Here is a 26917-nt window from a genome sequence, read left to right as displayed (position 1 = left end):
GAAAGCGGCAGCTTTTCTCTAAAGGAAAAAGTAATTTCTTCATCCGGCGGGCTTGTAGTTCGGGAATTTTATCTAAATTTGTAGACATGGATTTTTATGTTTCTTGTAAATGCGAATAGAGAGGACTCTGGTATGGGCAAATTGAGATTGAAGAAGCATCTTGCCGCACTGCCGAAGGAAGATGTAATAAGACTTGTGCTGGATTTATATGATGCAAACAAGGAAGCGAAGATGTATTTGGAAACGTATCTTACACCTGATTATAGTGTAGCGTTGGAAAAATACAAGAAGATTATCCGTGATGAGTTTTTCCCTGCTCGGGGCTTTTCAGACAAACCTTCATTTGCAACCTGCCGTAAGGCAATCTCTGATTTCAAGAAGTTGAAGGCTGACGCCATCAGTCTTGGTGATCTGATGCTTTACTATATAGAGTTGGGATGTGAGTACACAATGACCTTCGGTGATATGTGGGAACAGTATTACACCACATTAGAAACGAATTTTGATAAAGCTCTGAAGCATATTTGTGAATACGGTCTTGAGGAACACTTCAGGCAGAGAATTAAAAGTATGCTTAACTCAACGGATTGTGGTTGGGGCTTTTCCGATACATTATGGGATATGTACTATGAGCATTTTGGTTACCAAGACTAAACTAACACACTTTATTTAAACAAGCATTGAGCCGCCTCTGTAGAATTAATCTGATAATAGACGGCTTAACTATTTAATATAAAGCTATGCAGGATTTTGCAGCGATTGACTTTGAAACAGCGAACTTTGAGCGGTGTAGTGTATGCTCGGTGGGTGTCGTGATAGTAAGGGGAGGGGAGATCGTTGATACTTTCTATTCCCTTATACAGCCCGAACCGAATTATTACCATTGGCGATGCGTACAGGTACACGGGCTGACGTGTGCGGATACGGATGATGCTCCTGTGTTCAGTGAGGTGTGGAAAGTGATTGAACCGATGATTGAAGGCTTACCGCTTGTGGCACATAACGCCCCGTTTGATAAAGGTTGCCTGAAGGCAGCGTTTTATACCTATCAGATGGATTACCCCGATTATGAGTTTTTTGATACGCTGAAAGCCGCTCGCCGCAGGCTTCCTGATCTCCCTGACCATCAACTGCAGACCGTTGCGGCCGAGTGTGGCTACGACCTTTCCAATCATCATCATGCCCTTGCTGATGCGGAGGCCTGTGCATGGATAGCGAGGGAGATTTTGTAGGAAAAGTTTTTGCTTAAATTCCACGCTGCTCTTTCGTTGACAGGGGACTGGTCAACTCTTTGCGTCTTCGCCTTTATGCGAGCAGATCCAGCTTCCTCCTTGAACGGAATATGCCCGTACTATGCAACCGACAGTGGAAACTGGAGCTGTCGCTCAAGAGAAATCGGCAGAGCCGAGAAATCCTGACTTCGTCACTTTTCCGAAGTAAGATTGTAAGCGTTTGATAATCAATGCTTGCGTCTTTGTCCAGGGTAACGCATAAAAAGGTTCTTCCGTTAAATACATAGATTGGAGAATAAAGGCTTATACATTTGCATGGTATGACTGTCCGAAATCAGATGGTCTTACAAAGGAGGATGGACTACAAGATAAGATGCAGAAAAGGCGCATTGATACGATGCCTGTCCATCAGCCTGTCTTTCCGTCTTCTTCAACTTATTCCCATATCATCGGTATTTGTAAACTGTTTTCATGTAACGCAAGGCAACACATGCCCTTTTAGAAGCTAAAAGGTGCCTGACTGGCTTGCAACAGGTGCTCTTTCGGCGTGTTACCAACGCCCTTTTGAAGTCCAATCAAGCACCTTTTCTGAACGGCTTGGCAACCAATTGATTTACTGCCGGTTAAAGACCTGCTTTTTGCACGTGTTTTTATATTTGCAGAGGAGCCTGTTAAAGCTTGTGTAATGGTTTTTCAAAATCTTATCTGTATTCTCAACGTATTAAAACGAAAAGGTTTTTATATCGGAGGAGGATGATAGAATAGCCAGTTGAACGGTCTTGGCCATGTTTTTGGTTAATGAATCACTTCGGTTCTTCCGTTAAAGCTATACGAAAAACATCTACGCATTTAACGGAAGAACCTAAAAAAGCGGATGAGATAGTGGGTTCATACCCCCTCTATACGAGAGATAATCCGAATTTTGAGTTCTCGTTGAGGTGTATTGGATGCTTTATTTTTCTTGGGTGGCGCAATGACGAAGTCTGTGAATAGGCAGATCTGACAAATCTTATCGTCCCCGTATGCCAATGCAGATTTTTAAGAACATGCTTATGATCCCTCTGGTATCACCGTCCCGTTGCTTGGTGAAACTGTTTTTCTGTTTTTCCTCATTCTATTTCTTCATGACGAAATATCTTCTTTTTTCTTTTCTTTTCTGCATACTATTTCGTATCTTTGTGCGCAATTAGAGACCATCAATTATATTGTGTTGGTAACTTCAGAATCGCATTAGACTTACATCTCCACATGAATGAGTTAGAGGTTTCGTTATGAGCCGGCTGTGCCCTTATGATTCCTTGTACTGGTTCATTTTTGTTTGTCTGATGCTTTTCTACTGAGACGGATTATGAATACCGCGGACAGCCAGTCAATCCCTGTTCTGTCCCGAAGCGGTAGCCTCCTCCTTCCTCGTCCACTGCTTGGCTTTTTCATGTCAAGGAGGAAGGGTTGTGTGTCTGCCGGTATTCATACCTTATTCCATTTTCCCTTATCTATTTTCATTGGCTTGCAGCAAGAACTGAAGCATAGACAAATCAAGTTTTATGAGAAGATTCATGATTCAGAAATGTTGGTCCAATATTTTTCGCGGATATTGAACTGAAGCGCATAAATGTAGTTATCGACCCGCAGTCCCAAGGTAAGAGCACACTTTTGAAGATTGCAAATTTCTGTGTATGGCTGGAGAAGCGCATAGAGCTTGGGCAGTCTACGGAATACTTTTGACAGAAAACGGATTTTGCAACCATTTATATACATTTCACAAACTGGAGGAATACATCCGTCCGGACTCTTTCATATCTTATGAAAGTGACTATATGATGTTCTCCTGCAGTACGTATCTAAAATGTTTGCTTTATGGATATAGGAGGTGAGGGGGGAAGTTCGTTAAAGCAAAAATAATAGTATGTAAATTGATTATCAGTCGTTGTAATAATAAAAAAACACATGATAGTTTTTGATATGTTCTTTGAAGAAGTTGTAAAATGAAGTCCGTATTTCTCTTTATAAAGAAGGTATATAGATTACTTAGAGAAAGGAAAAACAGACTGCAATTACTGATGTTTCGGCAGTTAAGTCTCCTGTTTCCAGTAAGAGATGATATCATAACTTTTAATAACTTTAACGGGAAGGGCTATGGGGATAACCCAAAGTATATTGCGGAAGAAATACTGAAACAGAAACTTCCATACAAGATTTTCTGGCTTGTTAGTGGGAAGGCTGATGGCAAGCTCCTACCTCAAAGAATAAAGCCTGTTAAGATTAGAAGTTTTAAAGGAATGCGGGTATTGGCCGGTTCAAAAGTTATCGTAAATAATGTGAAGAATCCTCTTCCTTTCATAAAGAAGAAAGGGCAGTACTATATTCAGACATGGCATGGTCCTTTTGGGCCAAAATACGCAGAGAATGATGCAAAAGAACACCTGAGTGCGTATTACATTAAACATTCTCAAAAAGAGTCCCTGATTACGGATCTGATGATATCAAATAGCAATTTGCAGACGGGAGAATTTCGTTCCGCTTATTGGTATAATGGTGAAATTATGGAAAGTGGTATGCCGCGTAATGACTTTTATTTTCAAATAGATGAATCTCAAAAGCAGTCCATAAAATATAGCTTGGGCATCTCTCCCCATAAAAAGATACTGCTTTATTGTCCTACTTTCAGGGATGACGGGGATACGGAGGTATACGATATTAACTGGAATAGTATTATCCGAGCTTTGGACAGCCGAAATGACGGAGAGTGGATTATTTTGATTCGGTTGCATCCTAATGTTCCACATCCGGAACATTTATTCCACTTTACTAAAAGAATTATTAATGTAAGCAGTTATCCTGATATGCAGCGTCTAATGGCTATCTGTGATTTACAGGTGACCGACTATTCTTCCACGCTATGTGATAGCATAATCTTGCAGACTCCTGTTATTCTATATGCACCGGACATAGATGATTACCAAGGATCACGTGGACTAAAACCCTTCTTTTTTAATTTGCCTTTTGTCCTCACTACAACAAACGAGGAACTGGAAAAAGTTATTTTAAATTTTGACTCGAAAGATTTTCTAAAGAAGATGGAAGCTTTCTCACAGGTGTATCAGGGTTTTGATGATGGTCATGCCTCTGAACGCATAGTTGAAAGAATTCATGATGTAATGACTGGTTGCTTCTCACGAAACAAGTATGGAAAATAAAGAGGATATAAAATCTAAGACTATTAAGGGATTTATCTGGCGTTTTGGAGAACGGCTGTCCTCACAGCTGGTCAGCTTTGTTGTCTCCGTTGTACTTGCTCGATTGCTGCTGCCAAAGGAATATGGAGTAATTGCCTTAACAATGGTTTTTATTAATATTGCAAGTTGTCTTGCAGTCAGTGGCCTAGGAACTTCACTCATCCAAAAGAGAGATGCTGATGAACTTGATTTCTCAACGATGTTCCATGCAGGGAATGCCTTGTCACTCTTCTTATATGCAATTCTTTTCATTGCAGCCCCTTTCATTGCTGACATCTACAAAAACGAAGTGATTACTCCTGTACTCAGGGTCTTAGGTTTGATTATCCCGATTTCTGCTATTAATTCCATTCAGCAGGCAAGCATATCACGGAAACTTGATTTCAAAAAATTCTTCTATGCAACGTTGATAGGCACGATTATATCAGGCTTCATAGGAATTTTCATGGCGTACCACGGCTTTGGCGTCTGGTCTCTTGTCGGGCAACAATTATCCAACCAGCTTGTTAATACTTTCACACTTAATAGGATTATAACTTGGAGACCGAAGTTGATATTCTCTTATCAACGATTTAAGGTGCTGTTCTCTTTTGGGTCTAAATTTATGGGTGCAAATGTCATCGGTTCTTTCTTCAATGAATTAAAAAGTTTCATTATCGGTATCAAGTATCAGCCTGCAGATTTGGCGTTCTATAATAGAGGTGACTCGTTTCCTTCCTTGTTTTCCAATAATATTAATAACACCATTAATGCTGTTTTGTTTCCGGCCATGTCGAAGGTTCAGAATGAACCGGAAGCTCTAAAGCGAGCTGTAAGACGTGCGATGATGACAAGTAGCTTTATCATGTGTCCGATACTCTTGGGACTTGCTGCAACTTCAGACAAACTCGTATTGATTTTATTAACGAAGAAGTGGCTGTCCTGTGTCCCTTTCATGCAGGTTCTTTGCTTCCAATATCTTTTCGGAATCCTTGGAACAGCTAATTTACAGGCTCTGAATGCCTTGGGGAGAAGTGATGTGACACTAAAGTTGGAACTCTACAAAAAGCCCGTTTACCCTTTACTCATTGCTGCAGGAATGTTTATCAGTCCTTTGGCTATTGCCATTGCCTGTACTTGTTATGGATTTGTTGGAACAGTCTTTAATTCCTGGCCCAACAGGAAGCTGATAGGATATAGTTTTAAAGATCAACTTAAGGATGTTTCTCCACAATTTGGAATTGCACTTGCCATGGGGGGAGTCATTTATCTCATAGGTCTTTTTCCACTGAATACTTTCGTTTCTTTCTTTATTCAGGTTGTTATGGGAGGTGCATTCTACATAGGAATGGCAAGATTCCTCTCCTTGGAAAGTTACAACTATGCTGTTAACACAATCAAGAATATCAGGAGAAAATGACACTCTTTTCAAAGGTAAATAGTTTTTATAAAGAAGGCGGGTGGCATCTTGTCAGACGAAAGATAGTCAATCGACTGTATAAGATAAGGGATGGATTCTTTTACCATTCAAGTGTATTTGTGCATAAGAATTATCTTCCGAAGGGGTTATCCTCTGAAATGTCAGACTGGCAGGCCTATCAGTATTTGAAACGGTGCAGCAGACACTTTCTGGATGATCTTCCAATATACGAGATGAAAAAAGGAACGCCCCCTCGTATTGTCTGGTGGTGCTGGTTGCAAGGAGAAGAAAATGCTCCCCTATTGTGTAAAGCTTGCCTGCGATCTATAAAGAAAAGCTTGCCACAATATGAAATAATTATTATTACCAACGAGAATTATCGGAACTATACGAATATACCCCGGTATATTATTGAAAAGTATGAAAAAGGCATCATTCTAGGAGCGCACTTTGCTGATATTCTCCGTACAGACCTTTTGGTACGTAATGGTGGGGTCTGGATTGATTCGACGGTGTATTGTACAGGCTATCATGAGGACTTGTTCGCTTTACCATTCTTTGTTTTTAAGAATTGGCGACCTGGTGGCGATGTCGGTTGTGTATGTTCAAATTGGCTGATTTCTTCTACAAAGAACAATCCTATTCTTAAAACCACGCTAGAGCTGACTTATTACTATTGGCGTAAGCATGACAGTGCGGTGAACTATCTTTTCTATCATTTATTGTTTCATATTGCAACAGAGCGTTATTCGGAACAATGGAAGCAAGTACCCAACTATCCCAATACAGCTCCTCACGTCCTTCAGTTTGAGTTGTTCGATGAGTATAGTGAGGAGAGACTCAGACAGATAAAAAGCATTTCTGATTTCCATAAGCTGACAAGGCATAAGGTTCCAGGAGTAAAGGGAAAAACAACATATAGTTTTTATGAGTTTATTTCTGGCTCATAATATAATCTTCTTTATGTATCCTCTCTATATAATTCAGGCTTAATGAAGACTGAATGATGCGAAACCCCTCTATAGAATTCTTCCGATATATTTTTGCATTTCTTGTGGTGTTTATCCATGTCCCTTTGTTACATGGTGGGACGCTGTTAATGCCTTTAGCACGTTGTGCTGTACCATCTGAATTATAGGGATTTCAAATGAGGAGATCGGTGAAATTTGAGATGCAGAGCTAGGGCGTTGATATTCTGTTTTTCCTGTCTTAGTGCATTTCTTATGGAATAGCGGCCTTGTTGACAATTAGTTTTCTTACGATAGAGGCATAATATAGCACTGTTTTAATTGAGTTAGAGTCGATTGACCCAAGATAGTTGGTGTCATTCTATTTGTCTTATAGACTAAAATCAGGTGAATTTATGATATTAGCAATAAAACTGTTTGTTGTACTTATAATCTTGGTCTTTCTCTATTTTTGTCAGAAGTCCTTGGTACAAGCATATGCATTTTTTCTTGCCGTAAAAATGGTTTTACCTACGACCACAAGAATTGGTAGCATCAGTATTTATTCGTTTATGCTTTTAGTCTTGATGTTCTTTGTTTTTTTAAGGAATAAGCAATGCGATTTCTCACGAAGTAATGTAAAGTTTGCATTGTTTCCTATTTTCACATTAATATTGCCTCTATCTTTTATCGGACTTTTTGGAAGCGTAGATTATGTCTTTCAATGTAAAGAACTCTTCAAATTCACATTGACAGAAATTGCTCCATATATTTTGTTTATTATTATTGTTAATTCGCAGGAAAAGCTACAGATTTGTTTAAGGTTTTTCGTTTTCAGTTTTATTATAATTGGGATTTATGGTATAGTAACTTATATAATTAGACTGAACCCATTGGTGCAAGCTTTTGCTCTTACCTTCAACTATTCGAAGGAGATGTTCATAGGAAATGGCGAAGAAAGCATACGTGGAGCTTTCACTTCAAGTACAACTGGTAATCAGTCTGAAGGAGCTATCCCCTGGGGACAGATTTGTTTGGTTCTAACGTGTTTTGGTTTCTTCTTTAAAGGGCTGTCAAACACATTCTGGAAAAAGGCCTATGTCATCTTGGCAATCTTAAACTGCTTTATGTCTACAAAACGTTCTGCAATTTTTCCTTTAATGGGAGTCATTGCTTACTATTTGGTTGAGAGAAATCTTTTCGTGAAAAGAAACATTATACGTTTTCTGGTTGTTTTGGGAATATCTGTCATTGTGGTAAATAGTACTCCTACTTTAAAAGAATATTATCATGCTAATATTGAACCTTCAATATTCTTTTGGGATGATAATTTAGCTGAGAAAAATGAGATTACGGGATCAAATAGAGAACTGAGATTTTCACAAGCAAAATATGTAAATAATCTAATATCCAATAATGAGTTATTCGGCTTAGGTTATGGATATACAACAAAACATATAGAGAAATATGGAGGAAACACAGATGCTTTGTTCTTCGAGTCTCTATACTTATGGGCGATTGCTAATTCTGGTTATATCGGTTTGATGGTATGGATATTTTTCTTTTATAGTTGGTCCAGGAAGATGATAGTAGATAATAACAAACATGTGGATATCTATGTTTTTAATGGAGCCTATATTTTAAGTATTTTCCTTACGAATATATATTGCTCATTTGCATACTATATGATAACGTCAGCTTTTATTTTAAAGAATCAGCAAATGAACAAATTAAAGTAGATTATGAATAACGCTTTGTTTTGTACTATAATAATCCCTATTTATCAAGTAGAAAGATACATAGGTAAATGTTTAAAATCCGTGATGGCACAGTCCTTTACGAAGGGTGTTGAATGTATCCTTGTGAATGACTGTACAAAAGATGAAAGCGTCAGAATCGCTCAAAAATTAATTGATAAGTATAGGGGAGAGATTCCTTTTCATATTATAAATAGGCCTAAAAATGGCGGACTTTCCGCGGCTCGCAATACAGGTATTTTGCAAGCGGGGGGTGACTACCTGTATTTCTTGGATAGTGATGACTATATAACCCCTGATTGCATTGAGGTTCTAGAAAGGACTTCAAGAAAGTTTCCCAAGGCTCAAATTGTGCAGGCTGGTGCTCAGGCTACTAGCAGTGGTTTTGAATATTTAAGTTTAAAATCAAAAAAATTGAGAGAATATTCAGAAGATACTGAGTATATTAAGCGTGAGATGCTGATGGCGCACTTTCCTCCAACAGCGTGGAATAAATTGGTTAAACGAAAATGGTTATTGGAGAATCATCTCTTTTTCAAGGAGGGTCTGCTTCATGAAGATGATTATTGGAATTTCTTTGCGGCAAAGTTTGTTTCGGCTTATGCTATATGCAAGGAGGATACTTATATGTATAATATTCGTCCGGGAAGTATTACACAAGCTCCAAATGAACAAAATATAAGATCTCGTTTAATATCAGCTTCTGATTTTATGGATAATATTGACGATCTTTGCCGGCATGAGCAATTAGCTGTCGTCTATAAATTGTTGATAGCAGATTATCGGGTGTTGCCAGGAAAAGAAAGCAGGAATTATCTGCCCTTGTTTACAAGGTTGAAGTCTATGTGTGGAGTTTTTGGTAAGATTGCAATCTTCTTTGTCTTATTTTTCCCAAAAGGTATCCTGAGAAATCGTTTGGCAAAGTTGTTTCATGACAAAATCATACCTCGATTGATATGACAAAGCATAAAATATCAATAGTAGTCCCCGTTTACAATTGTACAGCTTGGTTAGAAGAGTGTGTGAATAGTATACTCGATCAAGATGTACCAGTAAATTTTGAAACGCAAATTGTTCTTGTGGATGATGGGAGTACTGACAATTCTGGAGAGAAGTGTGATGTTTTGGCCGATGGTCAGGATAATATTGTCGTAATTCATCAGTCTAATAGGGGGGTGAGTGTAGCCCGGAATGAGGGAATTAAAGCTTCTGATGGTGATTGGATTTGTTTTGTGGATGGTGACGATGTCTTGAAAAATGGTGCTTTCAAGATATTAGAAAATCAGAATGTAGCAGGATGTGATATTGTCCGTTATGGGGCTTATATTTTCGGAGAGAATAGTAGGTTAGCCTCGTTTGGGAAAAAGTATAGTTCTGATAAAGATGAATATATTAAACTTGTCGTTCGGAGGACGGCAATGTTAGGTGTGTGGGGGGCTTTCTATAAAAGAAAGCTGTTTTTTGAAAATGACATTTTTTTTCAGCAAGGAGTTCGTATAGGTGAAGATTGGATGATATTGTTTAAGTTACTGCTTAAAGCTAAGTCATTTATATATGTAAATCAAGATTTATATGGTTATCGAATGAATGACTGCAGTGTAACAAGAAAGTTGGTCTCCACCGTTCGTCCTGACGCTCTCATAGCATTGAATTATATTCTGGATTTTGCGAAGGCCAATAATTATCCTGTAACAAAACGGGACATAGCAATTGCTCGTTCTGACATCCGTCGAAATATGATGAAGGAAGCGATCCTGAATAGAAATAAAGCTTTCTTTAAAGAGACTGATGAGGCAATAGGCACATATGCACCTCAAAGTTTCTGGAAAGATGTATTGTATAGCCGAAAAATAAAGCATAAAATAGGTTTTATTATATATTGGCTGTTTTTTCTCTGGTATAAAATGAAGTAAACCATATATTGATAAATAATTTCATATATAAGATGAAGATATTGTTAATTGATGTTTATAATTACAACAAAGGTGGTGCTGAGACAGTTTGTTTCAACACTGGAAAACTGTTAGAGGAGCATGGTCACCAAGTGGTTTACTTTACTTTAAGATGGGACAAGAATAATCCCTCACCTTATAGTGGATATTTTCCGGAATCAAAGGAAACCAGGAAAGGCCTCTTGAAGCAGGTAAAGAATGTGGTGAATTATTTTTATCATTTTGAAGCTGCAAAGAAAATAGAACAGTTAATTAAACATGAGAAGCCGGATATTGCTCATATCCATCTGATATGGGGACAGATTACCGCTTCTATTCTTCCTGTCTTAAAAAAACATCAGATACCAATCTTGTTCACAGTGCATGACTATCGCATGGTTTGTCCTGCTTATGTGTTTCGTAATGGCAGCGGTAGAATTTGTGAAGATTGTAAAGGAAAATATTTTTATAAGTGCTTTGTACATACGTGTTGTAAAGGAAGCAAGGTGTTAAGTGCAGTTATGGCTTCTGAGCAATACTTCCGTAATGTTTTTTTTAATCCCAGCAAGTATATCGATGGTTTACTTTATGTCAGTAACTTTGCCAGAGATATTCATGAAAGGTATATGCCTGCCCTGAAAGACATTCCGAGAATTACCCTCTATAACTTTTGCACATCTATTGCCAGGATTCCCAAAGCTATGCCAAAGGAGAGATATTTTTTATACTTTGGCAGATTGTCGTCTGAGAAAGGAGTGAAGACCTTGCTGAAGGTTTTTCGAGACTTGCCAAACTGCCGGTTGGACGTAGTGGGTACAGGGCCGGAAGAAAAGGCTTTAAAGAAGTATGCTCATATATCCTGTATGAATAATGTTAATTTCTTGGGATATAAAAGAGGTAAGGAGCTGCAAGATTTGGTGACCAATGCTTTTTTTGTTTTAGTCCCCTCTGAATGCTATGAGAATAACCCAATGAGCATTATAGAAGCTTATGCGGTAGGAACTCCGGTGATTGGAGCAAAGATTGGTGGTATTCCAGAGATTATATTGGAAGGGAATACTGGCTATCAATTTATAAGTGGGGATGTGCAAACCCTGAAAGATAAAGTAATGCTTGCCGATTCTGTATCTGCAAAAGATTACGTACATTTGAGTTCTGAGACTTTGAATTTCGCACATGGGAATCTAAGTCTGGACAGGTACTATCTGAAATTAATATCTTTTTACAATCAATTTATAAAGAAGTAAGCCTTTATGAAGTTAGTCGTGACGGGTACTCGTGGTATTCCGAACATCATGGGAGGAGTAGAAACGCATTGTGAGGAACTATTTTCTCGTATTGCTTCTCGTGGTTTTGATGTGACTGTAATTAGACGCTCGAACTATATACATGATAGGCTGGAAATGTGGAAGGGGGTAAAGCTCATTACATTGCCTTCTCCCAAGAAAAAATCATTTGAGGCTATTATTCATACTTTCCGTGCCATCAAAAAAGCGAAAAAGTTGGGGGCGGATATACTTCACATCCATGCGATTGGCCCTGCACTGCTGACACCTTATGCCAAATTGCTTGGTATGAGGGTTGTTTTCACACATCATGGCCCAGACTATGATCGGGACAAGTGGAGCGGAATAGCCAAGATTATATTGAGGTTAGGTGAGCGGATGGGTTGTCTATTTGCAGATGAAGTTATTGTTATCTCAGATGTAATAAAAAAAATAATAGCTCAGAAGTATGGGAGAATAAAGAATGTACATCTTATATATAATGGTGTATCTAGGCCGGAACTCTGCGATTACCCAGAGTATTTTTCGAGTCTTGGAATTGAAAAGAAGAGATATATCCTTGCCATGTGCCGCTTCGTACCTGAAAAGAATCTGCATCATTTGGTAGAGGCCTATGTGAAGTTAAGAGGAAAAGGAAAGGATTTAGGAGTAAAATTAGTTCTTGCTGGTGATTCTGACTTTGAGGATGCCTATTCGATTAAGTTGAAGGAGATGGCAAGAAAGAATGGTGTGGTACTTACTGGATTTATTAAAGGAAGGAAACTTCATTCCTTGTTGACGAACTGCTCTTGCTTCTGTCTCCCCTCCTCTCATGAGGGTTTACCTATTGCATTATTAGAGGCAATGAGTTACGGTGTAAGGGTTTTGGTGAGTGATATTCCTGCAAATTTAGAAATTAGTTTGCCTAAAGAAAATTATTTTCATTGTGGAAATGTTGAAGAGCTTTCAGAGAAACTTATAGGTGTTATTAGTAGACCCTTGAAGTCTGTTGATTATGATATGAGCAAGTATAACTGGGAAGAGATAGCAGATGAAGTAGTTGCTATTTACAGAAAATATGAGGGATAAACGGCTTTTGTTTGACACCAAAGGTTGGTATGTTATGTTTTTTATTATGGAGACATTTTGATGTTCATGGATAGATGTTTTTTGTTTGTACTTTCATTATTACTGTTGACAGGTAGCCATGCGATGACACGGAATGAACCCGTGGATTATGTGAACCCACTGGTGGGAACGGAGTCAAAACCGGAACTGTCGACAGGGAACACTTATCCTGCCGTTGCCCTGCCCTGGGGCATGAACTTCTGGACTGCGCAGACCGGGAAGATGGGGGACGGATGGGTCTATACCTATGGCGCCGACAAGATGCGCGGACTGAAGCAGACCCACCAGCCCAGTCCGTGGATAAACGACTACGGACAGTTTTCCATCATGCCGGTGACGGGGCACAAGGTGTTTGACGAGGAGGGACGTGCAAGCTGGTTCTCACACAAGGCCGAGACGGCTACACCTTATTATTATAAGGTATATCTGGCCGACCATGATGCCACGGCAGAGATTGCTCCGACCAGCAGAGCCGCCGCTGTGCGCATTACTTACCCCGAGACGGATACGGCCTATTTCGTAGTGGACGCTTTTGACAAGGGATCATCGGTGACGATACTGCCAGACCAGCGTACGGTCATCGGCTATACGACGAAGAACAGCGGGGGAGTCCCTGATGGATTTAAGAACTATTTTGTCCTTCGTTTCGATCATGCCTTCACCTATACCGGTACGCTGGAAGACGGCATGCTGAAAGATGGCAGACTCTCTTCAACCTGCGATCATGCCATGGCGGTAGTGGGTTTCCACACCCGACGGGGCGAACAGGTCAACGTACAGATAGCTTCATCCTTTATCAGTGACGAGCAGGCACTGCGTAATCTTAAGGAAGTTGAGGGCAGGTCGTTTGATGAAGTGAAGGAAGCGGGCAGGACTGAGTGGAATAGGGTGCTCGGTCGTATAGAGGTGGAGGACGACAATATCGACCATCTCCGTACTTTTTACAGCTGTCTTTACCGTTCCGTCCTCTTCCCCCGGTCATTCTACGAGATTGATGCGGAGGGCAGCGTCATCCACTACAGTCCGTACAACGGCAAGGTGCTTCCCGGCTATCTGTTCACCGATACAGGCTTCTGGGATACTTTCCGGTCGCTCTTCCCACTGCTTAACCTTGTCTATCCGTCGATGAACGAGAAGATGCAGGCCGGGCTTGTCAATGCTTACAAGGAGAGCGGCTTCCTGCCTGAATGGGCAAGTCCGGGGCACAGAGACTGCATGGTAGGCAACAATTCCGCTTCGGTAGTTGCTGATGCTTACATCAAGGGGCTGCGTGGCTATGACATAGAGACGCTCTGGAAGGCTGTGGTACATGGTGCCAATTCCGTCCACCCTGGCATCCGTTCAACCGGTCGCAAGGGCTTTGAATACTATAACCGGCTGGGATATGTCCCCTATGATGTCGGGATAAACGAGAGCGTAGCCCGTACCCTGGAATATGCTTATGACGACTGGTGTATCTACCAGTTGGGGTTGAAACTTGGAAAGAGTGCCAAAGAACTGCGTCCGTTCAAGGAGCGTGCGATGAATTATCGGAAGGTGTTCGACAAAGAAACAGGCCTGATGCGTGGGCGCAACAAGGACGGCACTTTCCAGTCACCGTTCAATCCTTTCAAGTGGGGTGATGCTTTCACTGAAGGGAACAGCTGGCATTACACCTGGAGCGTCTTCCACGACCCTGAAGGGCTGGCCCGCCTAATGGGTGGGAATGACAGGTTCAATGTCATGCTGGACAGTGTGTTCAACCTCCCTCCCGTCTTCGACGACAGCTATTACGGCTTCACCATCCACGAGATACGTGAGATGCAGATTATGAACATGGGCAACTATGCGCATGGCAACCAGCCCATCCAGCACATGATTTACCTTTACGACTACAGCGGACAGCCCTGGAAGACTCAGTACTGGGTGCGTGAGGTGATGAACCGCCTCTATACGACCCAGCCCGACGGATATTGTGGCGACGAGGACAATGGGCAGACTTCTGCCTGGTATGTCTTTTCTGCACTCGGCTTCTATCCTGTCTGTCCGGGTAGTACACGGTATATGATCGGTACGCCTTATTTCCGTACGGCCAAGGTACATCTGGAAAACGGAAAGACTCTTGCTATCCATGCTGACACGGATAATCCTGCGAACCGTTACATCCAGCGTATCATGATGAACGGGCAGCCCTATCCACATTATTATCTTGAACATGAGCAGTTGAAAGCCGGTGCCATGATAAATTTCACGATGAGCGACAGTCCGGTAAAATAAGTTTATCCTGTCTGATTCTTCAACCCAGTCAGCAGCATCTAACCTTTATCTGGTATGCTGATGACTGGGTTTTTCGTTGTAAATAGGGATTTCCCTACTTTCAAATAGTGTATTTACATATTTCTCGTCATCATGTTTGTGTAATTTTGCATCAGATAAGATAAGAAACGGTAAATACTCACAAAAGAATACGGATATGAAACGAGTCACTAAGTTTTTCCTGGCACTTGCCGTAGTTGCAAGTCCCATGGTGTTTACGAGCTGCGATGATGACGATCCTTGGAACAACGGATATTATTACGACGATCTGGTAACGAATGCCGTGCGCAATTACAACTATAAGTATCCTAACGGTTCTGACTATTACACGGCTTATAACTGGTTCTATTACAATTATCCTGATGCTAACACAGAGGAGTTCTATCAGTTCATGGACGCGATAGGGAGCGGACGCTCTGCCTACTGGAACTACTACAACCAAGGCGGTTACAACTGGAACAACAACTACAACGGACAGCAGAATTCACAGAACAGCCAGCTGGTAGCAGAGGCTCAGACGCTGACCGGAGAGTGGGAAGGTGACGTGACCTATGAGTACACGGACGACAAGACCAAGCAGCGCAAGCGTGACAGGTTCACAGCAAACATGAAGTTCTTCCAGTACAGCTCTTCTGCCAATTCCTTGAGCGGGAATGGTGTCGAGGTAGACATGGATGCAAAGGGGAACCAGCAGACACTTGCCTTCTCATGGTATGTCAACAATGATGGAAACATCTACATCAAATACAGCAGGTCGGGTACCGTTTTCGTGTTAGACAGCAAGGATAAAAGGGAGGGCTTCCACTTAGGCTATGAGTCGGCAAAAGGGTATGACACCTTCTATGGTACAGCCTACAGTACCAATACAACTGATGTGATGAAGTTCGACTTTGCCCGTCAGCGTCCTGCAAGTGCCAAGGCTGCTTCAGGTGTCCAGACAAGGGCTGCCGGCCAGGCATCCTTCGGATCCGCCAAGCAGAACAACTATGTGCAGAACAGCACCGGTTCAGTAAACCGACTGCACATGAGGTAAGAGAAATCGCTTTTCTATAGCTTCATATATACTTGAATGGGATCCTGCCAACTGAGAAGTTGGCGGGACTTTTTGGTTCTTTCGATATTGGAAGCAAAGGGGAATAAACTTGGGTTAGAACCCGCCATTGGCCCGTTTCGGTTCTTTCCGGATATAGTTGACAAAGGTGTAAGCAGGATGGTCGGCCGTGGCAGGATGTTCCTCTTGCGCCTCTACCGTCCAGGTGCCATCATCGTAAGCCGGGAAGAACACGTCGGCATGGAGAGGGGTTGCGGCGATTTCAGTAAGGTAAAGCCGGTCGGCGAACGCAAGGGCTTCCTTGTAGAGAGTGGCTCCGCCGATGATGAATACCTGTTCGTCGGCACTGACATGACTTAGGGCCTCGTCGAGTGAAGGATAAACCTCACATCCGGGGAACATCGTTGCTGTCCGGCTCAGTACAATGTTCCGGCGGTCGGGCAGTGCACCTTTCGGCAGGGAGTGAAAGGTTCTGCGCCCCATGATAACGGTATGTCCCGTTGTCAGCTGTTTGAATCTTTTCAGGTCTTCACGGATGAAGTAGACCATGTCGTTCTGATAGCCGATGGCACGATTGGCTGCCACGGCGGCGATGATGTTGATGTTCATGATGGGAATGATAGGTGATGAAGGAAGCCTCCCTAAGTCCGAAGGGAGGAAGGCCTCCCCAAGCCCCTCAGAGGGAGGGGATGTGGGAGGGTTGTAGGGTGTGGGAGGTATTTTATACTGACACCTCTGCGGAAATATGAGGCCAGGGGTGGTAGTCGGTCAGTTCAAAGTCTTCGTACTCGAAGCTGAAAATATCCTTGACAGCCGGGTTGATTTTCATCTTCGGCAGGGGATGCGGCTCACGTGTGAGCTGTAATCTTGCCTGCTCAAGATGGTTCAGATAGAGGTGTGTGTCGCCAGTCGTATGGACGAACTCGCCGGCTTCCAGCCCTGTCACCTGCGCCATCATCTGCAGCAGGAGGGCATAAGAGGCGATGTTGAAAGGTACGCCGAGGAAGGTGTCGGCCGAACGCTGGTAGAGCTGGAGGGAGAGCCTTCCGTCGGCCACATAGAACTGGAACAGACAGTGGCAGGGAGGGAGTGCCATCTCGTCGACCTCTGCCGGATTCCAGGCTGTGACCAGCATACGGCGTGAGTTGGGGTTGTTGCGTATCATTTCCACGACATTCTTTATCTGGTCGATGGTTCCCCCTTTGTAGTCGGGCCATGAACGCCACTGGTGACCGTAGACAGGCCCGAGATTACCGTTCTCGTCCGCCCATTCATTCCATATTCTCACACCATGTTCCTGGAGATAATGTACGTTTGTGTCCCCTTTCAGAAACCATAGCAATTCATAGATGATGCTCTTCAGGTGAAGTTTCTTTGTCGTCAACAGCGGGAAGCCGTCCCGCAGGTCAAAGCGCATCTGGTTGCCGAAGACGGAGAGCGTCCCGGTTCCGGTGCGGTCACCTTTCTGTATTCCTTCCGTGAGGATGCGGTCCAGGAGGTTGAGGTATTGTTGCATATTTCTTTGTATGATTATGTTCTTTCCGTCAGGACAGCCGGTGCCTCCGGCACATGGCTGCTCTTTATCCGCCATTCCTGCGGATAGAGGTTGTTGGCACGGTTGCCGAGGTTCTTTGCGAAGCCTATCGGATACCCTTTATATGTGAGGAGGACAATTCCATGCGGCGCATCGTCAGGCAGTATGACCGCCTCGTGCCGGAGGTAGGCGACAGCTGTAGGATAGTCGGTCTCAACCTTTGGATAGGCCGATCTGTCGGCAGTGCAGGAGAGTGCCAGTGTGTGGTCGGGGACGAGGGTCTTCCCTTTCAGTATTCCTTCCTTCACCCCGTACGACAGTACCCGCAGGTGTCTGCCCGCTTCAGCGACGGCTTTTCCGTACGATATTTCCGTGTTGCGGCTTAATGCCTCGTCCACGCCCTGTTTGCGGATGACCGCCATGAAAAGTCCTTCGCCACGTGTCCTGCCCGGGATGAAGCGGTAGACCGGGAATGCGTGTCCGTTTTTCAGCGGGTTTCCGACAAGCGATTCCGTGATGTTCCATGCCTCCTTGGTAGGTACGGGAAGCAGTTCTGCACCGTATTCATGGAGTATCCACGCCACATTCTCCTCATCTTCGTGGGCATTGAAGGTGCAGGTAGAGTAGACGAGGATACCTCCCGGCTTCAGGTTGTCCCATATATCGGCAATGATGCTGCGCTGCAGCTGCCGGCAGTTCTCCACGTTCTGCGTGCTCCACTCTGCGATGGACTGCGGATCTTTGCGGAACATTCCTTCTCCTGAACAGGGGACATCGGCTATGATGACATCGAAGACCAGCTTCGACTTCTTATAGTCACGTGGATAGTTCTGTGTGACGGCAATGTCTCCATGACCGAATTTCTGCACGTTCTCTGCCAGTATCTGTGCCCTTCTGCCGACAGGCTCATTGGAGAAAAGGAAAGACCCTTCGGGCAGGGCTGTGCGTGCGCAGGTCGTCTTTCCACCCGGTGCGGCACACAGGTCGAGTGCCATGACGGGATGTTTCACCCATTGGCGAAGGACATGGGACAGAAACATGGACGATGCCTCCTGTACGTAATAAACACCGGCATGGAGCAACGGATCGAACGTGAAATTGGGTCTGCTCTCCAGCCAATATCCCTCTTTGCACCACGGAATCGGCTTTGGGTCGAGTGCTGCACGGACCTTACAGCCGCCTTCCGGCAGCTTGAAAGGATTCAGCCGGATGCTCACGGGAGCCGGCCTTCCCATTGCTTCGAGGAAGGTCTGGAAGAGGGTGTCGCCGAAGAGCGTGCGGGTGTAGGCTGCGAAGGCGGGGGGTAGGGGAGTGGGAGCTGCTGTCATTGGCGGTGGGTGGTGAGGGGGCGGTGATAAGCGATGATAGGTGATGATAGGCGGTGGTAAGCAATGATGGAAAATCAGGAATTGAGGTCGATGATGATTTCGTCGTCGGCATCGTCCTTCTTTGCCTTCGGCTTGGGCTGCTGCTTCAGGTTTCCCTTTTCGTCAAACATGCCGTAGGTGGTACGGAGAACCGTGAACTCAGTCCGGCGGTTCAGCTGATTGGCTGTCTCCTGCTTCTCCTTGTCGAGTTTCCTGATGAAGTCTTCGGTCAGGACATCATTCTCTTTCAGCCAGGGATACTTCTCGGTGAGCTTCTTGCGTATCTTCTTCGGGCGTTCCTTCCCATAGCCTACCGGTGTGAGACGGTCGCGGGCAATGCCGTGTGCGGTGAGGTAGGCCACCACTGCATCCGCACGCCTCTGTGAGAGCCGCTTGTTGTACTCGGCAGAACCGATGTAATCGGTATGGGCTGAAAGTTCTATCGTCACATTTGGATTTTCGTCCAGCAGCTTGACGAGTTCGTTCAGCGCCTTTTCAGATTCCGGTCGGAGTGTCGCCTTGTCGAAATCGTAGAAGATGTTGTCGATCAGTACAGGTACATGCAGGCCAGCCAACGGGAACTGGAGGGTATATTCCCTGGATGCTTCAACCGGACTGACCCTTATTTCCTCCTTGTGGTTCAGATGGCCGCTGCAGGTCGCAAGGAGAACGTAATTGACACCGGGCTGTATCTCCTGCTCGAAAGAGCCGTCACCCTTGACGGCCAGTTTCCGGTTGGTTCCGTCGTCGCCCACCATGAACACCTGTGCGGCCGGCAGCTCGTAACCGTCCCTCTCATAGACCCATCCCTTGACGGTCTGTATGATTTCAGGCAGTTCGAAGCTGTAGATGTGATCCCATCCGCGGCCGTCTCCCCGATTGGAGGAGAAGAAGCCCCGGTTGTGCAGCCCCTCGAAGGTCATGCCGAAGTCGTCCCCCTGCGAGTTGAGCGGATAGCCCGGATGTTCCAGATGGTAACGGCGGTCACTGCCCACCTTGGCGATGTAGATGTCAAGTCCGCCCAGCCCGCCATGTCCGTTGCTGGAGAAATAAAGGTCGCCGTTCGGCCGGAATGTCGGAAACTCCTCGTCGCCCGGCGTGTTGACGGGCTCTCCAAGGTTTTCCGCCCCTCCTGTCGTTCCGCCTGTGAGGCGTACCCGCCAGATGTCGAGACCGCCTTTTCCGCCGGGCATATCGCTGGTGAAGTAAAGCCAGTTCCCGTCCGGCGACACAGCAGGATGGGCGAAACTCGACAGGGTGTCACGGCTGATTTCCAGCTTCGTAGCCTTTCCCCATGCTGCATCCGAACGGTTGCTGACGGCTATCTGGGCGTAACGCGGGTAGCTGGGATCGGTCAGGCACTGCGTGATGTACATTTCCCTGCCGTCTGCGGAGAGGGCGGGTGTACCCTCGTCTGCCTCTGTGTTCAGGCCGGACTCAATGGCCTTCGGCGGGCTCCATTTGCCTTTTTCGTCCTTTTCACTCAGGAAGATGTCCCCGGCCTTTACTCCCGTGATCCCGCTCAGTCCGTCCCCTTTCGCCTCATTGCGTGTCGACGTGAAATACAGCTGTTCAGATTTGTCGCCGGCCAGCATGGGCGAGTAGTCCTGCCGGCGGGAGTTGAATACGTCCATCCGTTTCACGATGTACTTCGAACCGTGCGCCTTCTCGGCGGCGGCTTTCCCGGCGGCCTGCAGTCCCTGAGCGATGCCCGGGGCATCAGGCAGCGAGTCAAGGGCAATGTGATATTCCTTCAAGGCTTCTGCATAGCTGCCGTTCTTCATCAGGTTCTCTGCCAGTTTCCTGTGTGTCTCGCCGTTATCCTGCTTATACCGGATGGCATTCCGGTAGGCGGCGACGGCCCTTTGCGATGACGAAATGCGGTCGTAGCAGTCCGCCATCTTCAATGACAGTTCGCCGCGCTGGCGCCTGTCCTTGGGAGAGGTACGCTGATAAGCCGTCTTGAACTGTACGGCAGCGTCATAATATTCGCCCAAGGCAAGGAACTTCTCACCTTTCTTTATATTGCGGTCTACGCCGCAAGCCGCCAGCATCACCGCGATGCCGATGGCCAGAAGAACGTGCTTCTGCCGCCTGTGGAGTATGTGCCGAAACCTTAGATGTTTCATATTCTGATATAACGCTTCTGCTGCCGATTTATTGCTTCGGCCGTCTTAAACACCATGTAAGGGGACTTCGATTCCGTCGTCCCGTCGACCGGTCGCCTCGTCCGGCTGCTTATAGTTCCACGACCGTGATACCCGCACCGCCGAACTGTACGTGCTCGTCTCGGTAGCTTTTCACGTTCGGCACGCTGCCGAGGTACTGCCGGATGAGCTGGCGCAGTATCCCGTTGCCTTTTCCATGGAGAATCCTCACCTGTCCGGCTCCCACGAGGATGGCATCATCGATGAAGTACTGCACCTGGTTCAGCGCCTCGTCCGCCCTCATGCCCCGCACATCCAGCTCCTGACGGAACTGGTTGCGATGCTTGTCTATGGTCTCACGTGTCTCACGGCCGTAGTGATAGGCCTGAAACTGCTGCTGTTCGGTCTGGACAGCGGCGGCATCTACGTGCTCCAGCCGGCTCACGGCCATCTTTGTCCGCATATCGCCGAAGATGACGGTAGCCTGTCTGCCGTCGACGGTCTCAACCTTTCCTACGGTCGTAAGGCCCTTTATCCGGACGGCATCACCGGCTTTCACCTCGCCGTCCGCCTGCCGTTTCCGGACGGCATTCTTCAGGGCTTCGGCGGCGGCCTGCTGCCTGTCCGTCTTCTCTTTCAGATGCTGTTCGTGCCGTTCTTTGCGGTTCTTTATTCTGTCGACTTTCTTCTGGAAGTCCTCATCAGACAGCAGTCCGCTGTCTTTCAGTTTCTTTTTGTTGTCCTTTCCGGGCCCGTCAGCCGGACTTGAAGCCCGCAGTCCCTCTTCATAGGCGGCCAGTTCCTGTCTTATCCGCTTGGTCGCTTCTTTCTCCGCCTGCTTCTCCCGGATTTCCCGGATGGTGTTTTCTATGCGACGGTTGCTCTCCTTGATGATTTCCTCAGCCTGTTCTCTGGCACGTCTGAGAATGTCCTTGCGGCTCTGCTCCAGTGTGGCGATGTCCTTCTCGTACTGTGCGATCCGTTTCTCCAGCTCTTTTTCATGACTGTGGATCGTCTGCCGTTTGCCCTCCCAGTAACGCTTGTCCCTGACGATGTCCTGTAAATACTTATCACTCTGGATGTAGTCGGAACCGACAATGTCGGCCGCCTCCCGGATGACCTCCTCGGGGAGTCCCGTCTTCCGGGCGATTTCGATGGCGAACGAGCTGCCCGGTCTTCCGATGGCAAGCTGGAAGAGCGGGCGCATCTCATGCCGGTCATAGAGCATTGCTCCGTTGACCGTCCCCGGATGGTCTTCCGCAAAGTGCTTGAGGTTCTGGTAGTGGGTTGTGATCACCGCCCAGGCCTGTTTCTGCCAGAACCGGTGCAGGACCGCCTCTGCAATGGCACCGCCGATCTGCGGTTCCGTGCCCGTTCCGAACTCGTCGATGAGAATGAGGGTGCGCCCGGTGGCGCACCGCATCATGATTTTCATGTTCATGAGGTGGGAGGAATAGGTGCTGAGGTCGTTCTCAATGCTCTGTTCGTCGCCTATGTCAATCATGATGTCGGAAAAGAAGCCTGTCGTGGAGCGGTTGCCGACGGGGATGGACAGCCCGCACTGGAGCATGTATTGCAGCAGTCCCACCGTCTTCAGGCAGACCGACTTACCTCCGGCGTTGGGGCCGGAGATGATCAGCAGACGCCTGTCCCTGGTGAGCTGTATGTCGAGCGGTACGACCTTTGAGGGGACATTGCGTGCCTCGTCCCCCTCTTCCTGTATTGTCGCGTCTGCCTGTGAAGAAACGTCTCCGGCCGGTTCCGCGGGTAAGTTGCGGGATGCCTTTTCCTTGTTCTTGCGTTCCAGAGACAGCTGCAGCAAGGGGTGGACAGCTCCTATCCAGTCGATGTGAGGCTCGTCGCCCACCTCCGGTTCAAATCCCTGGAAGAGTCTGGCAAGCTCGGCTTTGGCACGGATGAAGTCCACTGCCGCCATAAGGCGGTAGGAGTCGAGGATTTCCTGCACGTTCGGGCGCATTTTCTTTGCGAAGTCTGTGAGAATCCTGATGATTTCACGGCGTTCCTCATTCTCGAGTTCCCGGATTCTGTTGTTGGCTTCCACCACCTCGGTCGGTTCGATATAGACCGTCCGTCCGGTGGCACTCTCGTCGTGGACGATGCCTGATATTCTCCGTTTCAGTCCCGGAGCGACCGGGATGACCAGCCGGCCGTCGCGCAGGGTAGGCGTGACATCCTTCTCGACAAGTCCCTCTCCCTGTGCCGAACGCAGGATGCTGTAAAGCGTCCGTGAGATGCTTCCCTCCGTCTGGGCGAGCGCCCGCCGGATCTGCAGCAGTGCGGGAGAGGCGTTGTCGCGCATCTTGCCGAATTTGTCTATGATCTGCGAGATGCGCTGGACAAGCACCGGGAAGGTCGCAATGCCGTCAGCCAGTGCATGGAGGGCGGGGTAGCAGGGACGTGTTTCTCCCTGTTCGGTCTCGTCCCCTCGGCTGAGGAAGTCGACGATGGCGATGATCGTCTCCAGCGAACGCTTCAGGTCGAACAGTTCCTGCACTTCCATGTGTGTCCCCTCCAGCCGTATCCTCGACACGCTCTCTCGCATGTCGAAGAAGTGGTCCAGCGGGAAATCATCCTGTTCCTCCTGTATCCGGCGGAACTCCCTTGTCTCTTCCAGCCATGTGTTCACCTGTCCGGCATCCGTAGAAAAGGTCATGGCGTCTACCTGTTCCTTTCCCAGAGGCGACAGGCAACGTTCCCGCAGGAGCGAGCGCACCTCCGTGAAACCGATTTTCTGCTCGAAGTTCTTGGGGTATATCATCGTTCTTTATTCATTTTTTCATTTGCAGGAAAGACGCATCAGTGCGGTCTTTCGGAGAAGCCGGGACCGCCTATGACATTCTTTTGAACTGCAAAATTACAAAATGTTTCTGTAAAACGACGGGTGCAAGGGCAGAACCTTTCGTTCCGATCGGGATAACCTGCCCTGTCTGGCCGGCAAGGAGTCTGCCGACGGCCTGTTGCCTGATTGCTTTTTCCCGCTACCATTCGCTTTTTCTTTCCACAGACTTTCTGCCGTTCTGAAAATATATTACAATCAGATGCTTTCCATCCTTGGGTAACAGGGTTGTCGGACACCTGGATCTGTATTTCCAACGGTCAGTGAAAGAGAGTGTTATGATTCCCTTTGGAAAAGATGCCTGGTCAGCTCCCAACCAAGCACCACTTGCCCTTCAAACAAGCACCGGTAAGAGCTCAAGTAAGGCTTGGTAAGGGTGCAAGTGAGGGTCAGTGAAACTCCGGCTGTGGATTTTTCATGACAAAATCGGGTCGGAACCGACCGGGAAGAGCTTTTCCCTGTTTTACAGATACCGTAATCCGGAATATTTTATGTATATTTGCACTGTATTCTACAGACTGTCGTCCTTGTGCCTGCAGACTGTGGCAAGACGACCTGACCGATACCCTGTAAATTATGAGAAAACTGCTCTTCACGATTCTATTGCTATGTGCCCATGTGGTTTTGTCTGCGCAGACGGAAAACGTACTTCTGAACCGTATTCTCCGCCAGGTGAAGCTGTTTCCACAGGAGAAAACATACGTCTGCACCGATGCCGATCGCTATCAGGCGGGACAGCGCATATTCCTGCGTGTCTTTCTGGTGAACGCCATCACGCATCAGACAGACAGCATCAGCCGCTATGTGTATGTTGAACTCCTGGATCCTGAAAGGCTCATCGTGAAGCGTGTGCGTCTGCTGAGGAGCGACCAGGGCTTTGTCGGGTACATGGATATTCCGGAAGGTGTCGTGAAAGGGCGTTACATGCTTCGCTCCTATACCCGGAATATGCTGAATGTGGAGGGATTTGAGAGTCTGAAAAGCATCTTTGTCGGCGGATGCGGCCGGTTGCTGCCTTCTAAGTATGCCCATACGGTCGACAAGAGTGTACAGCACGGGGGCAGGCTGTTGCACGTCAGCAGATCGGGGACGGATGTCCATGTAACCCTTTCAGGAAGTCAGGATCCGGCGCAGCGGACGTACTGGCTGCTGGTCCATTGCCGTTCCATCCCCTCTTATTTCGGGAAGATAGACGGCAGGGAGGGAGTCGTTCTTCATGGAGACAGCCTGGCCCAAGGCGGTATCTATGCCTTTCTGCTGCTTGACAGCAGCTTCCGTACCGTAGAGGAACAGCTCTGTTTCCTGTATCCGGAGAAAGAACAATGCCCCGTGTCCGTGAGGTGGGAGGAAGCCCATAAGACCCCGGACGGGCTTGTCCCCTGCTCTGTTACGGCAGAAGGGCTGAAAGAGGGCGAGACGATGAACCTGTCGGTACGCATCGAGCGTGTCGGAGAACAGGACGACGGGGCCGGTTCGGACATTGTCGCCCATCTGCTTTTCGATCAAGACCTGTGCGGCTGTCCGGAAGAACCCGCCTCCGTCCTTGGCAAGAGAAACACACTGCAGGCATTCCTTGCAGGGAACAGCTGGGGACGGTACCGCATGGACGAAGTGATAAGGGGAATGTGCCGGCGAGGAAAGAATGAAGCGGAGAAGTCGGCGGTGATATGCGGGAAAGTGGAGACGCTGATCGGACACCGGCCGATAAAAGACGGTGTCGTCAATCTCATATCCCCTGACAAAGGATTCTATGCTGCGACGAAAACCGATGAGAAAGGACATTTTTTCTTTGAAGGGATGGATTTCCCTGAAGGTACTCAATATGTGCTGAATGCCTTTACGAAGACGGGGAAATCGTGGGTGAAACTGGTGCTGGACGAAGACGTGTTCCCGCCTTATGCGGGTGCTCTGCCGCCGTTCGAGTGGATCGCCGATGATACGGTGCGCACGGATGCTACGCTGGATGTTCCGGAAGGAGGAATCCGGATGGAAGAGGTGCAGGTGTTCAGTCATCGTCCCAGCTACGCTTCCCGCTCGGACCCTTATGCCCATACGGCTGATTTCTCCTTTGGTCTGCGTGATATAGAAGAGATCGGTGCGACCTGCCTGCACGAATTGTTGCGCAGGGTGCCGGGCGTTACCGTGGAGTTCGGGAAATGCTATGTCAGAGGCGGCGTGACGGTGGGCGGCCGTCGTCCGGCAGCTGTCGCAATTGACGGGATATTCGTCAATGAAGACTATGACCTGGACAATGTCCAGATGGGCGATGTAGCGCGGGTGGATGTCTTCAAGAGCGGGTCGACGGTCATCTGGGGGGCTGTCGGCGGCATGGGCGTCATTTCCATCACGACAAAGAAAGGTGATTTCAGGGCTTCTGACGTACCGTTGACGAATACGAAGACATTTACCACCCTGGGGTATCAGATGCCCCGGAAATATACGCCCAGCCGGCGTACCCCTGTATGGATTCCCTTCTTGCAGGGCACTTCTTTCCGTCTGCTGTTGCCGGAGGCTCTCCGCAGGGGCTGTCAGGTTGTTGTCGAGGGTGTGACGAGTGAGGGAAGGCTGGTCCGTTGCATAGGACGGTAGGGGAAGGAGCATCTGTCCCGGCTGTCGGGGCCGACTGCCTCCCGGTCTGTTCCGGCCGTGACTTACACTGAGAAGTATGGCGACCTGTTATATTAAATTAATTGTTCTTTTTGTTTTTTTACAGGGTATTTTTCCGTTCCGAACAGATAAAATTATACTTTTGCAGTACTGTTCAGGATAAT

The 26917-nt window shown here is 46.8% G+C and carries 18 protein-coding genes; 13 read left to right on the top strand and 5 right to left on the bottom strand.

The window, feature by feature from the left end:
• Positions 1-132 precede the first annotated feature (132 nt).
• The 12 genes from HMPREF9141_RS01190 to HMPREF9141_RS01130 all read left to right on the top strand — a co-directional run bounded on the left by HMPREF9141_RS01190 (position 133) and on the right by HMPREF9141_RS01130 (position 16223).
• Positions 133-654 (top strand): DUF6155 family protein, encoded by a 522-nt coding sequence (locus tag HMPREF9141_RS01190; protein WP_040554317.1) that lies wholly within the window; start codon positions 133-135, stop codon positions 652-654.
• 86 nt (positions 655-740) lie between these two features.
• Positions 741-1232 carry a 3'-5' exonuclease gene (locus tag HMPREF9141_RS01185; RefSeq protein ID WP_007366561.1) on the top strand — a complete coding sequence of 164 codons (492 nt, stop codon included), beginning with the start codon at positions 741-743 and terminating at the stop codon, positions 1230-1232.
• A 1985-nt stretch (positions 1233-3217) separates the two neighbouring features.
• Positions 3218-4429 (top strand): CDP-glycerol--glycerophosphate glycerophosphotransferase, encoded by a 1212-nt coding sequence (locus tag HMPREF9141_RS01175; protein WP_007366558.1) that lies wholly within the window; start codon positions 3218-3220, stop codon positions 4427-4429.
• Positions 4419-5867, top strand: coding sequence for a lipopolysaccharide biosynthesis protein (locus HMPREF9141_RS01170; protein ID WP_007366557.1), 1449 nt, complete (start codon positions 4419-4421; stop codon positions 5865-5867). The genes HMPREF9141_RS01175 and HMPREF9141_RS01170 overlap by 11 nt, the downstream gene beginning before the upstream one ends.
• Entirely contained in the window at positions 5864-6817 is a 954-nt protein-coding gene (locus tag HMPREF9141_RS01165) for a capsular polysaccharide synthesis protein (RefSeq protein WP_007366556.1), read from the top strand. Before HMPREF9141_RS01170 ends, HMPREF9141_RS01165 begins: the two co-directional genes overlap by 4 nt.
• 413 nt (positions 6818-7230) lie before the next feature.
• On the top strand, positions 7231-8553 hold the full coding sequence (locus HMPREF9141_RS01160; protein WP_007366555.1) for an O-antigen ligase family protein: 1323 nt from the start codon (positions 7231-7233) through the stop codon (positions 8551-8553).
• A 3-nt stretch (positions 8554-8556) separates the two neighbouring features.
• Complete coding sequence (locus HMPREF9141_RS01155) at positions 8557-9531, top strand: glycosyltransferase family 2 protein (protein WP_007366554.1); 975 nt, start codon at positions 8557-8559, stop codon at positions 9529-9531.
• Complete coding sequence (locus HMPREF9141_RS01150; RefSeq protein WP_007366553.1) at positions 9528-10484, top strand: glycosyltransferase; 957 nt, start codon at positions 9528-9530, stop codon at positions 10482-10484. Before HMPREF9141_RS01155 ends, HMPREF9141_RS01150 begins: the two co-directional genes overlap by 4 nt.
• Before the next feature lie 32 nt (positions 10485-10516).
• Positions 10517-11749: a glycosyltransferase family 4 protein gene (locus tag HMPREF9141_RS01145; protein WP_007366552.1), complete on the top strand. Its 1233-nt coding sequence runs from the start codon at positions 10517-10519 to the stop codon at positions 11747-11749.
• A gap of 6 nt (positions 11750-11755) precedes the next feature.
• Entirely contained in the window at positions 11756-12856 is a 1101-nt protein-coding gene (locus HMPREF9141_RS01140) for a glycosyltransferase family 4 protein (RefSeq protein WP_007366551.1), read from the top strand.
• Positions 12857-12979: 123 nt separating this feature from the next.
• Complete coding sequence (locus HMPREF9141_RS01135) at positions 12980-15151, top strand: GH92 family glycosyl hydrolase (RefSeq protein ID WP_007366550.1); 2172 nt, start codon at positions 12980-12982, stop codon at positions 15149-15151.
• Between the two features lie 196 nt (positions 15152-15347).
• Complete coding sequence (locus HMPREF9141_RS01130) at positions 15348-16223, top strand: hypothetical protein (RefSeq protein ID WP_007366549.1); 876 nt, start codon at positions 15348-15350, stop codon at positions 16221-16223.
• A gap of 114 nt (positions 16224-16337) precedes the next feature.
• On the opposite strand, the gene HMPREF9141_RS01125 is transcribed toward HMPREF9141_RS01130, so the two are convergent.
• The 5 genes from HMPREF9141_RS01125 to HMPREF9141_RS01105 form a co-directional block, all read right to left on the bottom strand.
• Entirely contained in the window at positions 16338-16850 is a 513-nt protein-coding gene (locus HMPREF9141_RS01125; RefSeq protein WP_007366548.1) for a dihydrofolate reductase, read from the bottom strand.
• Between the two features lie 112 nt (positions 16851-16962).
• Entirely contained in the window at positions 16963-17757 is a 795-nt protein-coding gene (locus HMPREF9141_RS01120) for a thymidylate synthase (protein ID WP_007366547.1), read from the bottom strand.
• A 14-nt stretch (positions 17758-17771) separates the two neighbouring features.
• On the bottom strand, positions 17772-19103 hold the full coding sequence (locus HMPREF9141_RS01115; RefSeq protein WP_007366546.1) for a methyltransferase RsmF C-terminal domain-like protein: 1332 nt from the start codon (positions 19101-19103) through the stop codon (positions 17772-17774).
• A gap of 74 nt (positions 19104-19177) precedes the next feature.
• The gene (porE, locus tag HMPREF9141_RS01110; RefSeq protein ID WP_007366545.1) at positions 19178-21271 is read right to left on the bottom strand and encodes a PorE family type IX secretion system protein; all 2094 of its coding nucleotides are present in this window, start codon (positions 21269-21271) and stop codon (positions 19178-19180) included.
• A gap of 109 nt (positions 21272-21380) precedes the next feature.
• Positions 21381-24068, bottom strand: a complete 2688-nt coding sequence (locus HMPREF9141_RS01105) for an endonuclease MutS2 (protein WP_007366544.1) — start codon at positions 24066-24068, stop codon at positions 21381-21383.
• Positions 24069-24722: 654 nt separating this feature from the next.
• Here HMPREF9141_RS01105 and HMPREF9141_RS01100 point away from each other — a divergent pair.
• A complete protein-coding gene (locus HMPREF9141_RS01100; protein WP_007366543.1) occupies positions 24723-26735 on the top strand; it encodes a TonB-dependent receptor in 2013 nt (670 codons plus the stop codon).
• The last annotated feature ends 182 nt before the right edge of the window (positions 26736-26917 follow it).

It is taken from the genome of Prevotella multiformis DSM 16608 (genome assembly GCF_000191065.1).
GTDB classification, from domain to species: domain Bacteria; phylum Bacteroidota; class Bacteroidia; order Bacteroidales; family Bacteroidaceae; genus Prevotella; species Prevotella multiformis.
The sequence above is the reverse complement of the archived record's forward strand: the minus strand, read 5'-3'. Positions and strand labels throughout refer to the sequence as shown.